We start from the raw sequence: 12,257 nt of genomic DNA on the forward strand, positions 1-12,257 counted from the left end.
CGAGTTGGCAAGGGGAAACCGACGGTGCGGCGGAATCCGGGTTGCTATAGAAGGATATCTGACTAATGTCAGAAAGTATCTCGGACACAGGTCAGGTATTCCCATGGACGCACTCGCACATATACGCCGGTTCAACCGGGCCGTCACCCGGCAGGTGGGCGCGCTGAACTCCTCCTTCCTCGATCGCGGGCGGCCTTTGGGCTCTGCACGGGTGCTCAATGCGATCGGGCGCGGGCAGGGCGATGTCGCGAAGCTGCGTCAGGCGTTGGCGCTCGATTCCGGGTTGATGAGCCGTCTGTTGCGCGGGCTGGAGGCTGAGGGGCTGGTGGTCGTGGAGGACGATCCCGAAGACGGGCGACGCCGCATCGCGTGTCTGACCGAGGCGGGGCAGGCGGAATTCGCGGAATATGAACGGCTCTCCGATGCGCAGGCGGCGGATATCCTCTCGCGTCATCCCGACCAGAGCGCGCTCTTGGCGGCGATGGACCTGATCGCGACGGCGCTGACCCGCGCCGAGATCGAGATCGTGCCCTGCGATCCGCGCGATCCGCGGGCGCGGGATTGTCTTGCGCAGTATTACGCGGAGCTTGCCGCCCGGTTCGAAGGCGGCTTCGATGTGAACCTGTCGAAAGACCCCGAGGCCGACGATATGCGCCCTCCTCGCGGCACCTTCCTGATCGCACTATCCGACGGGGTGCCGGTTGGTTGCGCGGCGCTGAAGGGCGGCGCGGATTATGCCGAGGTGAAGCGCGTCTGGATCGCACCTGCCGCGCGCGGCCTCGGGTTGGCGCGGCAGTTGATGGAGGCGGTTGAGGCGGCGGCGCGCGACTTGGGCCAGCTGCATCTGCGGCTCGATACCAATTCCGCACTGCCCGAAGCGGTCGCCATGTATCACCGCTTCGGCTGGGATGAGATCGATCGCTTCAACGACGATCCCTATCCCGACCGGTTCTTTGAAAAGCGCCTAAGACCTTAGGGCCTGCCCTCAGGAATAGGTGTCGAAGAAGCCGTTGGGGATCAGCAGATCGTCCCGGCCCAGATCTTCGATCCGACGCTCGCCACACAGCGCCATGGAGGTGTCGAGCTCCTTCTGGATGACCTCCAGCGCCTTTGTCACGCCCGGCTCGCCCATCGCGCCCAGACCGTAGACATAGGCGCGCCCGATCATCACGCCCTTCGCGCCAAGCGCCAGCGCCTTGAGCACGTCCTGCCCCGAGCGGATACCGCTGTCGAGCCAGACCTCGGTCTTGTCGCCGACCGCGTTGACGATCTTCGGCAGCATCCGGATCGAGCTCAGCGCCCCGTCCAGCTGTCGCCCGCCATGGTTCGAGACCACGATCGCATCGGCTCCGGTCGCGGCGGCCATCTCGGCGTCTTCCTCGCTGAGGATCCCCTTCAGGATCACCTTGCCGCCCCACATATCCATGAGCTGCTTGATCCGATCCCAGTTCAGCGACTGGTCGAACTTCTCCGCAGTCCATGACGACAGCGAGGCCGGGTCAGCGGCGCTGTCCACATGGCCCACGATATTGCCGAAGAAACGCCGCTTGGTCTGCAGCATCTCAATGCCCCAGCGCCATTTCGTCGCCAGATCCGCCAGCACGGCGGGGGTGAATTTCGGCGGCGCGGTGAGGCCGTTCTTCAGATCCTTGTGCCGCTGGCCCAGCAGCTGCAGATCGACCGTGATCACCAGCGCCGAACAGCCTGCTGCCCGTGCCCGCTCCAGCACGCGCTTGTTATAGTCGTCATCGGTCAGCGTGTAGATCTGGAACCAGAAGGGCTGGCTGACATTCTCGGCGACGTCCTCGATCGAGCAGATCGACATGGTCGAGAGCGTATAAGGCACGCCGAATTTCTCCGCCGCCTTCGCCGCCTTGATCTCGCCATCGGCGCGCTGCATCCCGGTCAGCCCCACGGGCGCCAGCGCCACCGGCATCGCGACCTCCTGATCCAGCATCGTCGATTTCGTCGTGCGGCCCGTCATGTCCCGCGCGATACGCTGGTTGAGGCGGATCTGCGCGAAGTCCTCGGTGTTCTCGCGGAAGGTCTGCTCGGTGTACGAGCCGCTTTCCGCGTAATCGTAGAACATCTTCGGCGTGCGGCGCTTATGCAGACGTTTCAGATCGGCGATGGAGGTGATGACGGGCATGGGTGTTCCTCTCTCCGTGGTTAAGTTTCCTTACCAATCCCTCGAAATTTGCGCAATCACCCATCGCAAGGCTTGCAATCATGCGCGATCCGTTCCCATCTCGCCGGGCGAACACGAAAAGGAGAGCGGCGTGAACGAGATTTGGCTCGGCCTTATGGGCGGCATGGTGGCGGGCGTCGCAACGGCTGCCGGGGCGATCCCGGCGCTGCTCGGGCGCTCCATGAGCCAGCGCACCGCCGATACGATGCTGGGCTTCGCGGCGGGCGTGATGCTCTCGGCCTCGTATTTCTCGCTGATCCTGCCGGGCATCGACGTGGCCGAGACCATGTTCGGCTCGGTCTGGGTCGCCGCTGCCATCGCCGCAATCGGCATCGCCATCGGCGCGGGCTTCGTGGCCTGGCTGAACGCGACGCTGCCGCACGAGCATTTCACCTCCGGGCGCGAAGGGGCGGATGCGGCGCAACTGGCGCGGATCTGGCTTTTCGTGATCGCGATCACGATCCACAACTTCCCCGAAGGCCTGTCGATCGGCGTCGCTTTCGGCGCGGGCAACGAGAATGGCTTCTCGGTGATGACCGGCATCTCGCTTCAGGACATCCCCGAGGGGCTGGCCGTGGCCGTTGCGCTGATCGGGCAGGGCTACACCCGCCGCAAAGCCTTCTTCGTCACCGCGATGACCGGGGCGGTCGAACCCGTGGGCGCGCTCGTCGGCGCGGCGGCGGTCTCGGTCTCCGGCGCGTTGCTGCCATGGGGGCTGACCTTCGCGGCGGGCGCCATGCTCTACATCATCAGCCACGAGATCCTGCCCGAGACCCACCGCAACGGGCACCAGAACCGCGCGACCGCGGGGCTGCTTTTCGGGTTGATCCTGATGATGTTCCTCGACGTGACGCTTGGCTGAACCCTCTTTACTTCCGCGCTGCCCCGGCGTAAGCGCAAACGCATGATCGCACGGACCGCATATATCACCCGTCCCCGACGTCGCCGCTGAAGCGCCTGACGTCCGATCTGCCGTGGCCCGCCGCCACACCCTATCCCAAATCGCTGACCTTAGGCCCCTGAATGTTGACAGACCCCCGGGACTGTTGCACGCATTTGCCTTCTCTTACTGGAGTTTGACCCGATGATCCCCTCCGTTTTGCCGACCTATAATCGCGCACCGCTCGCCTTCGTGAAGGGCGAGGGCTCCTGGCTGGAGACGGCGGACGGGACCCGATATCTCGACATGGGCGCGGGGATCGCGGTGAATGCGCTGGGTCATGCCGCCCCCGAACTGGTGCAGGCGCTGACCGAGCAGGCGAGCAAGCTGTGGCATGTCTCGAACCTCTACCAGATTCCGCAGCAGCAGGCGCTGGCCGACGCGCTGGTCGAGAAGACCTTCGCCGATACGGTCTTCTTCACCAATTCCGGCACCGAGGCTGCGGAACTCGCGATCAAGATGGCGCGGAAATACTGGTCCGCGAAAGGCGAGGACCGGGTGGAGATAATCACCTTCGAGGGCGCCTTCCACGGCCGCTCCACCGGTGCGATCTCGGCCACGCCGAATTCGGAAAAGATGGTGAAGGGCTTCGGCCCGCTGCTGCCCGGTTTCACCCAGCTTCCCTGGGGCGATCACGAGGCGCTGAAGGCCGCCGTCACCGACAAGATCGCCGCAATCCTGATCGAGCCGATCCAGGGCGAGGGCGGGATCCGCCCGGTGCCCGATCAATGTCTGAAAGGGCTGCGCGATCTCTGCGACGAGACCGGCGCGCTCCTGATCTTCGACGAGGTGCAATGCGGCGTGGGCCGCTCGGGTCGGCTCTTCGCGCATGAATGGGCAGGCATCACCCCCGATATCATGATGGTCGCGAAGGGCATCGGCGGGGGCTTCCCGCTGGGTGCTGTGCTGGCTACAGAAGACGCCGCCTCCGGCATGGTCGCGGGCACGCATGGCTCGACCTATGGCGGCAACCCGCTGGGCTGCGCTGTCGGCGCCAAGGTGATGGAGATCGTCTCCGAGCCCGCCTTCCTCGATCAGGTGAACGCGCGCGCTGGCTTCCTGCGTCAGAAGCTCGAAGGGCTGATCGCCGCGCATCCCGACACGTTCGAGAGCGTACGCGGCACCGGTCTGATGCTCGGGCTCAAATGCAAGCGCGCGCCGACCGATCTCGTCGCCGCCGCCTATGATCAGCACCTGCTGACCGTGCCCGCTGCCGACAATGTGCTGCGCCTTCTGCCCGCGCTGAACATTTCCGAGGCCGATCTGGCCGAGGCCGTGACCCGGCTCGATGCCGCCGCGTCGCAACTCGAAAAGGCCGCCTGACTTCCTCTTGGCGTAAATATCCTCGGGGGCTGCGCGGGAGCGCAGCGGGGCGGACAGCCCCTCAGGCCCCTCCACGAAAGACAAACCGATGAACCATTTCCTCGATATCCACAAAACCGACCCCGCCGCGCTGCGGTCCATGATCGACCAAGGCATCGCGATGAAGCAGGCCCGCAACGGTCGCCCGAAAGGCGCGCCCGATGACGAGCAGCCGCTCGCCGGTCACATGGTCGCGCTGATCTTCGAGAAGCCCTCGACCCGGACCCGCGTCAGCTTCGATGTCGGCGTGCGTCAGATGGGCGGCCAGTCGATGGTGCTCTCGGGCGCGGATATGCAGCTGGGCCATGGCGAGACCATCGCCGACACCGCCCGCGTTCTGTCGCGCTATGTCGATCTGATCATGATCCGGACCTTCGAGGAGGAAACCCTGCTCGAGATGGCGGAATATGCTTCGGTGCCGGTGATCAACGGTCTCACCGACCGCACCCACCCGTGTCAGATCATGGCCGATGTGATGACCTATGAAGAGCAGCGCGGGCCGATCGCGGGCAAGAAGGTGGTCTGGTCGGGCGACGGCAACAACGTCTTCGCGAGCTTCGCCCATGCCGCCGCGCAGTTCGGCTTCGATCTGACCTTCACCGGGCCCGAGACGCTCGACCCCGAGCGCGCCTGGCTGGACGTGGCCGAGAAAGCGGGCCATCCGATCACCATCGAGCGGGATCCGGTCAAGGCGGTCGAAGGCGCCGATCTGATCGTCACCGACACTTGGGTGTCGATGCATGACCCGGAATCCGCGAAGGAGCGCCGCCACAACCAGCTGCGGCCCTATCAGGTCAACGAGGAGCTGATGAGCCACGCCAAGCCCGACGCGCTCTTCATGCATTGCCTGCCCGCGCATCGCAATGACGAGGCGACGAGCGGCGTCATGGACGGCCCGGCTTCGGTGATCTTCGACGAGGCCGAGAACCGTCTGCACGCGCAAAAGGCGGTGATGCGCTACTGCCTCGGCAAGTAACGACAGCAGCCGGGCAGGGGGTTACTCCAGCCCGGCGATGATCGCGCGCAGCGTCTCGATCCCGTCGCCCTTCTCGGACGAGGTCAGCACGATCTCGGGGAAGGCGGCCGGGTGCTTCGTCAGCGCCTTGCGCACCTGATCCAGCACCTTCTCGCAATCCTTTGCGCTGACCTTGTCCGCCTTCGTCATCACGACCTGGAAGGGGACGGCAGCACGGTCGAGCAGCGTCAGGATTTCCTCGTCCACCGCTTTCACGCCGTGACGCGTGTCGATCAGCACGAAGGCGCGGCGCAGCGTGGCGCGGCCCGACAGGTAATCCTTCAGCAGCGCCTGCCATTTCGCGACCACCGCGACGGGGGCCTGCGCGAACCCATAGCCCGGAAGGTCGACCAGATAGGGACCGTCCTGCGTGGTGAAATAGTTGATCTCCTGCGTCCGGCCCGGCGTGTTCGACGCCCGCGCAAGGTTGCGACGGTTCGTGAGCGCGTTGATCAGGCTCGACTTGCCGACATTGGAGCGGCCCGCGAAGCAGACCTCGATCCGGTCGGCAGGCGGCAGCCCCTTCATTGCGACGACGCCCTTGAGGAACTCGACGGGCGCGGCGAAGAGCTTGCGACCGCGCTCACGCGAAAAATCGTCGGGGGCCTCGGCCAGCGGGAAATTTAACTCCATCAGAGTACCTCGATCTTGTCGCCGCGCGCGATGCGGCCCTGTTTGGTGACGAGACAGAAGACGCCAAGGTCGGTATGCCCGTAGTGGCGTTCCAGCTCTGCCAGCATGTCGATATCGCGTTCGCCCGTCTCGAGATTGGCGTCCGTCGCACGGCAACGCCCGATACAGGCGCGCAGTTGCAGTTCCGCCTCGCCAACGCGCACCGTCTTGCCGATCAGGTCCATCTCCGCGAAGGGCTCCCAGCCCTCGACCCAGAGATTGGCGCGGAAGCGGCGGCGGTCGATCGGTTTTCCCACTCGTGCCGAGAGATCATCAAGCGAGGCTTGCCCGATCAGCGAAACATAGGGCAGGGGATCGTCGGTGAAGGCCCGGTCGGGGCCGCGCACCAGCGCGGTCGGGCGCGGCGCACTGTCCGGCCAGAAGGTGCGCAGCCATTCGAATAGCTTGCGCTGGTCGGCTTCGCGCTCGGGGTCGATCTCGAGATGCCATTGCTCGGGATGCTCCAGCAGGATGTGCCCGTTATCGAGCATCCGCGACGTCACCCCCATCAGCCCCGGCGCGGAGCGCCCGATCACGAAGTTGATCTTCTGCCCCCAGCTATCGGCACGTCCCTCCGCGCCGACACCTACCTTGGAGCGCTCGTGCAGCACCGCCCATTGCCGGTCGCAAGGCAAGACGCGCCCCTCTTCAAGGGACGCGTCCTTCAGTTCCTCTACCCCGATCGACTTGATCGGATGTCGGTAGATGCGAGAGAGCGTTGCGCTCATTTCTTCTCTTCGGCGGGTTTCTTCCGCTGGAAGCTCTCTTTGATATTGCCGAACAGATCCGGGCGTTTCCCGTGCATCGACATGATCGTGTACTGCTGGAGGAACGTGATCGTGTTGTTCGTGATCCAGTACAGCACGAGCCCCGAGGCGAAGCTGCCCAGCATGAACATGAAGACCCACGGCATCCACGCGAAGATCATAGCCTGCGTCTTGTCCGTCGGCGCCGGGTTCAGGCGCTGCTGGAACCACATCGACACACCGAGCAGGATCGGCAGGATGCCGAGCGACAGGATGAAGAGCGGCGAGCCCGGATCGGGCGCTGCGAAGGGCAGCAGGCCGAACAGGTTCAGGATCGAGGTCGGATCGGGCGCCGAGAGGTCATGGATCCAGCCGATCCACGGCGCGTGATACAGCTCGATCGTGACGTAGATCACCTTATAGAGCGAGAAGAAGATCGGGATCTGGATCAGAAGCGGCAGACAGCCCGCCGCGGGGTTCACCTTGTGCTTCTTGTAGAGCTCCATCATGCCCTGCTGCATCTTCTGGCGGTCGTCGCCAGCGGCTTCCTTCATCTTCTCCATCTCGGGCTGCAGCTCTTTCATGCGCGCCATCGAGATGTAGGACTTCCGTGCCAGCGGGAAGACGATCAGCTTGATGATGAAGGTCAGTGCGATGATCGCCCAGCCCATGTTGCCGATCGCGCCGTGCAGGAAGTGCAGCAGGCGGAACATCGGCTTGGTGAGGAAGTAGAACCAGCCCCAGTCGAGCGAGTCGACGAATTTCGGGATCGGGACATTGTCCTGATAGTCGCGCAGGGTTTCCCATTCCTTCGCACCGGCGAAGAGGTGGGTCTGCGCGTCGCCCTTGGCGCCGGGCGCCACGTCGATCACGGGCAGGCGGGTCTCGGTCTGGTAGATGTCGGACTTCTCGCCCGAATATTTCACGACAGAGGTGAACGGGCCCGAAATCGGCGCCAGAACGGTCTGCCAGTATTTGTCGGTGAAGCCCGTCCAGCCGGCGTCCTGCACCTGCTTGATCTCGGCCTGACCCTCTGCGCCCTTGTTGTCGAGCTTGGTGATGTTCTTGTATTTGATCTCTTCGAGATTGCCGTCATCCATCGCCACGAGGCCTTCGTGGAGCACGTAGACGCGGCGCTCCTGCGGGATGCCGTGACGCGCGATGATGCCGTAGGGGGCAAGCTTCACGGCGGCGTCGGTGCCGTTCTGCACCGACTGCTTGATCGTGAAGAGATACTTGTCGTCGACCGAGATCTCGCGCTGGAAGGTCAGGCCGTGGCCGTTGTCCCATTGCAGCGTGACCGGGGTGTCGGGCGTGAGCTTGCCGTTGCCGACCTGCCTCCAGACCGTGTTCGGACCGGGCACCTGATCGCCGGGCAGACCGCCTGCGGGCAGCCAGCCATAGACGACGTAATAGGGCAGGGTCGAATTGCCGGTATCGCCGCTGATCGGCGACAGAAGACGCACGTCGGGCGAATCCTCGTCCAGCGTTTCCTTGTATTTCTTGAGCGAGAGGTCGTCGAAACGCCCGCCGAGAGTCGAGATCGAGCCCTCGACCGCGGGGGTGTCGATCTCGATCCGCGCGGCGCTCTGGGACTGGGCGCTCGCGGCTTGGGACATCGTCGCCGTATCGACCGGTGCGCCCGTGGAGTCGGCGGCGGTCTTCGGTGCGATATCAGTGCCTTCGGGCGTAGCGCTCTGCTCCGCGACCGGTTGGCTCGGTGCCGTTGTCGTGTCTTCCGTGGGCGGGAAGAAGTAGGTCCAGACGCCCAGCACGAGCGCGGAAAGCACCACCGCGAGAATGAGATTCTTGTTTTGGTTGTCCATGAAACCCTAATTCCACAAGCCTGTCGAAAACTTGCTTGGGTTCAACAGAAGGGGCAGCCAAAGGTCAAGCCATTTTCCCTTGAAACAGTGGATCGGGCAGGGTTTGCCATCACGCTTTTGGCCCGGATCCGGGGTCCGCAGCCGCAAAGCCCGGTTTGCGACTCGCTCTGCGGCCCGGGCTTTGGGGTGCTTCAACGCCTGCCGATTTGCGGCGTCGCGTCGAGCTTGGTGCGATGGCGTTCCGCCCATTCGAGGAATTCGCTGATCGGCATCGGCGCGGCAATCGCCGGGCCCTGCACCGCCGAGCAGCCCAACTGGCACAGCATCGCGTGTTCGGCGATCCCCGGCACCCCTTCGGCGAGCGTCTCCAGCCCCAGCCCCTCGGCCATCGACACGATCGCGGCGGTCAGGCGCTGATGTTCGGTGTTGTGGTCGATCTCTGCCGTGAGCGAGCGATGGATGCGAAGCCGCTGCGGCCCGATCTGGCGGATCGTCTCCGCCGAGACGGGGCCGGAGCCGAATCCCGCCAGTTCGATCAGGCAGCCGAGGCGCTTGATCGCGTGCAGCGTATGGCTGCAGACCGGATCGTCGAGCCGTGCCACCATCGCCTGCGGGACGATCAGCCGCAGCCGGGTCGGGGCGATCTCGAAGCGGTCGAATTCCCAGGCCAACCGCTCGGCCAGCTTCGGGTCGCCCATCTGTCCGGGCAGGAAGGGAAGCGAGGCCGGGCCGAAATCGCTGCCATCGCGGGCGATGTCGCGCAGCGCGCCGAAGGCCGCGTAAAGCATCACCTCGGAGAAGCGCGCGCCCAACCCTGCCGCCTCGATCGCGGGGAGTATCTCGCTTTCGGTCAGGATCCCGCGTTGCGCATGAAGCCAGCGCGGAATCGCCTGAAACCCGCTGATATCGCCTGTGTCGGTGGAAATCTGCGGCAGGAAAAACGCCTTGATATGGCCCGCTTCGAGCGCCTCTCCGACACTGGCGGACAGCGGATGCGGGCCCGGGTCTTTCGTGGCGATCTTGTCCGAGCGGGAGGAGCGGATCGCCCCCGGGCCGGACTGCATCGCGCGGATGGCCGCGGTCTCGGCGCGCGAGAGCGCCGCCTCCGCCTCTGTGTTGGCGCGCGCGTCGGCCTTGGCCTGCGTGGCCGCGTCGTCGCGATAGGCCGGGGCCGCGGCACTTCGGCCCACGAGGTGAAACCCGATATGCATGGTGATCTCCTGCGTCTGCTCGGCGATCACGTAAGGCTCGCTCACCGCTTCCTGAAGGCGACCGCAAAGCTGGATCATCCCTTCGAGGCCAAGCCGCGGCGTCGGGCGCAGCAGCACCGCGAAACGCGCGCCGTCCCAGCGCGTGACCACATCGCCGCTGCGCAACTGCGCCTGCAGCCGTTCGCCGATCCGGCGCAGCAGAAGATCGAATTCCTTCGGGTGCAGCCGCCGCAGCACCTGATCGGGAGCGTCGAGCCCGAGGATAAGGCATCCGGTCGGGCGATTGCGCCGCTGCGAATCCTGCAAGGAGGCGGCCATCTCGGCAATCGCGGCACTCGGCGGCAGGAGGCCCGTCGCGGGGTCGCATCCTTCCTCGTCGATCTCGGGCGGAACGGGCAGGGGGCGGGTCATCCAGCCCACCAGAATCGCGGTCAGACCGATCAGCACCATCGCCTCCGGCCCGACCCAAAGCAGGGCGAGCCCGCAGGCCGGCAAAAAGGCGATCATCTCGCGTCGGAGCAGAACCGGACCCGGCTTGCCCTGATATCTTGCGCGCAGCTCTGATTTGCGGGCGGCGCGCTTGCCCCCGTCATTTCCCATGACACCTACCCCCGTGGCACATGCGGGCCCCTAAAGGCCCCCTTCGCCAGCAAGGCTAGACGTCATTGGTGTTCAGCCGGTTAATCGCGCTCGCGCAAAACCGGGACGTTTTCGTTAAAATCCGCTTCACCCTCCGCGCGGCGCTCGAGCCCCGCGAAATCGAAGATCGAGGGGTCGCACAGATGCGAGGGGCGCGCGTTCATCAGCGCCTTGAACATCTTGTTGCGGCGGCCGGGAGCGTTCTTCTCCCATCCGTCGAGCATCATCTTCACCTGCTGGCGCTGCAGCCCGTCCTGAGAGCCGCAGAGGTCGCAGGGGATGATCGGATAGTCCATCGCGCGGGCGAATTTCTCGCAATCGGCCTCGGAGACGAAGGCGAGCGGGCGATAGACGAAGAGATCGCCTTCCTCGTTCAGCAGTTTCGGCGGCATCGTCGCAAGGCGCGAGCCGTGGAACAGGTTCATGAAGAAGGTTTCCAAGATGTCATCGCGGTGATGGCCCAGCACGACCGCCGAGCAGCCTTCCTCGCGCGCGATGCGATAGAGGTTGCCGCGCCGCAGCCGCGAGCACAGCGCGCAATAGGTGCGGCCCTGCGGGACCTTGTCCATCACGATCGAATAGGTGTCCTGATATTCGATCCGATGCGGCACGCCCATCTTCTCGAGGAATTCCGGCAGCACGGTTGCAGGGAACCCCGGCTGGCCCTGATCGAGATTGCAGGCCAGCAACTCCACCGGCAGCAGCCCGCGCCACTGCAGCTCGTGCAGCACGGCCAGCAGCGTGTAGCTGTCCTTGCCGCCCGAGAGGCAGACCAGCCAGCGTTGTCCGCGTTCGATCATCCCGTATTTCTCGATCGCCTCGCGGGTCTCGCGCACGATGCGCTTGCGCAGCTTCTTGAACTCGGTCGTCGAGGGTGCGCCTGCGAAAAGCGGATGGATCGGGCTGTCTTCGTCATCAAGCATCTGGAGTGTCCTTCGCGTCATGCGCATGGGCGCAACGATGGGCGGCGTCATGGTCGGGATCGGCCCCGGGCACCGGGTCGTAGCCATGCCCGCCCCAGGGGTGGCAGCTCAGGAGCCGCTTCCCGGCCAGCCAGCCACCCTTCACCGCACCATGCCGTTCAAGCGCTTCGAGCGCATAGGACGAACAGGTCGGCTGGTAGCGGCAGCCATGCCCCATCCAGGGGCTCAGCAGCAAGCGATAGGCATGAACCGGCAGGGCGAGGATTCGGGCGAGGGGGCTCATTTGCGTTTGCTCCCCTTGGGTTTGCGCGGCCGCGGCGGGGAGATCGGCAAATCGTGAATGATCGTGAGCACGGTCTCGAATTCGGCCAGCATGGCGGCGAAGTCGCGGGTGGCGGTCGCCTCGGGGCGCCCGACCAGCACGTAATCCCAACCCGGTCGTCCCGCCTTGGGCAGAACGGCGCGGGCGATCTCGCGCAGACGCCGTTTCGCGCGATTGCGCGCCACCGCGTTGCCGAGCTTCTTCGAGCAGGTGAAGCCCACGCGGATCAGATCGGGGGCGACGGGCTCGCCCTCGCGGCGCTTGCGCGCCTGCAGCAGAAAGCCGGGCATCCCCTTACGCTGCGCCGAGGCCGCTTTCAGAAAATCCGCCCGCTGCCGCAGAACCGCGGTCGGACGAGTCGGATCATCTGAGCGTATGGCGGCCATCAGGCAACCTCCGGCGAATAAACGACG

The 12,257-nt window shown here is 65.1% G+C and carries 12 protein-coding genes; 4 read left to right on the plus strand and 8 right to left on the minus strand.

The window, feature by feature from the left end:
- Positions 1-103: 103 nt before the first annotated feature.
- Positions 104-976 (plus strand): bifunctional helix-turn-helix transcriptional regulator/GNAT family N-acetyltransferase, encoded by an 873-nt coding sequence (locus AKL02_RS05310; protein ID WP_083079221.1) that lies wholly within the window; start codon positions 104-106, stop codon positions 974-976.
- A 9-nt stretch (positions 977-985) separates the two neighbouring features.
- On the opposite strand, the gene AKL02_RS05315 is transcribed toward AKL02_RS05310, so the two are convergent.
- Positions 986-2,149 (minus strand): alpha-hydroxy acid oxidase, encoded by a 1,164-nt coding sequence (locus AKL02_RS05315; RefSeq protein ID WP_083079220.1) that lies wholly within the window; start codon positions 2,147-2,149, stop codon positions 986-988.
- 154 nt (positions 2,150-2,303) lie between these two features.
- On the opposite strand from AKL02_RS05315, the gene AKL02_RS05320 reads away from it, so the two are divergent.
- From AKL02_RS05320 to argF, 3 genes are all read left to right on the plus strand, one after another.
- On the plus strand, positions 2,304-3,050 hold the full coding sequence (locus tag AKL02_RS05320; protein ID WP_078520030.1) for a ZIP family metal transporter: 747 nt from the start codon (positions 2,304-2,306) through the stop codon (positions 3,048-3,050).
- A gap of 222 nt (positions 3,051-3,272) precedes the next feature.
- A complete protein-coding gene (locus tag AKL02_RS05325; RefSeq protein ID WP_083079219.1) occupies positions 3,273-4,451 on the plus strand; it encodes an aspartate aminotransferase family protein in 1,179 nt (392 codons plus the stop codon).
- An 88-nt stretch (positions 4,452-4,539) separates the two neighbouring features.
- Positions 4,540-5,466, plus strand: a complete 927-nt coding sequence (gene argF / locus AKL02_RS05330) for an ornithine carbamoyltransferase (RefSeq protein WP_078519747.1) — start codon at positions 4,540-4,542, stop codon at positions 5,464-5,466.
- Positions 5,467-5,487: 21 nt separating this feature from the next.
- Here the strand turns inward: argF and yihA are convergent, their stop codons facing one another.
- The 7 genes from yihA to rnpA form a co-directional block, all read right to left on the minus strand.
- Positions 5,488-6,138 (minus strand): ribosome biogenesis GTP-binding protein YihA/YsxC, encoded by a 651-nt coding sequence (gene yihA / locus AKL02_RS05335; RefSeq protein WP_083079218.1) that lies wholly within the window; start codon positions 6,136-6,138, stop codon positions 5,488-5,490.
- Positions 6,138-6,905 (minus strand): MOSC domain-containing protein, encoded by a 768-nt coding sequence (locus AKL02_RS05340; protein ID WP_083079217.1) that lies wholly within the window; start codon positions 6,903-6,905, stop codon positions 6,138-6,140. Before AKL02_RS05340 ends, yihA begins: the two co-directional genes overlap by 1 nt.
- Complete coding sequence (gene yidC, locus AKL02_RS05345; RefSeq protein ID WP_083079216.1) at positions 6,902-8,749, minus strand: membrane protein insertase YidC; 1,848 nt, start codon at positions 8,747-8,749, stop codon at positions 6,902-6,904. Before yidC ends, AKL02_RS05340 begins: the two co-directional genes overlap by 4 nt.
- A gap of 191 nt (positions 8,750-8,940) precedes the next feature.
- Complete coding sequence (locus tag AKL02_RS05350) at positions 8,941-10,560, minus strand: bifunctional diguanylate cyclase/phosphodiesterase (protein WP_083079215.1); 1,620 nt, start codon at positions 10,558-10,560, stop codon at positions 8,941-8,943.
- An 80-nt stretch (positions 10,561-10,640) separates the two neighbouring features.
- Positions 10,641-11,522: a tRNA 2-thiocytidine(32) synthetase TtcA gene (ttcA, locus tag AKL02_RS05355; protein ID WP_078539799.1), complete on the minus strand. Its 882-nt coding sequence runs from the start codon at positions 11,520-11,522 to the stop codon at positions 10,641-10,643.
- A complete protein-coding gene (gene yidD, locus AKL02_RS05360; protein ID WP_083079214.1) occupies positions 11,515-11,805 on the minus strand; it encodes a membrane protein insertion efficiency factor YidD in 291 nt (96 codons plus the stop codon). Before yidD ends, ttcA begins: the two co-directional genes overlap by 8 nt.
- Positions 11,802-12,230: a ribonuclease P protein component gene (rnpA, locus tag AKL02_RS05365; protein WP_083079213.1), complete on the minus strand. Its 429-nt coding sequence runs from the start codon at positions 12,228-12,230 to the stop codon at positions 11,802-11,804. The genes yidD and rnpA overlap by 4 nt, the downstream gene beginning before the upstream one ends.
- Positions 12,231-12,257: the final 27 nt, after the last annotated feature.

Source organism: Thioclava electrotropha (assembly GCF_002085925.2).
In the GTDB taxonomy this organism is placed as follows: domain Bacteria; phylum Pseudomonadota; class Alphaproteobacteria; order Rhodobacterales; family Rhodobacteraceae; genus Thioclava; species Thioclava electrotropha.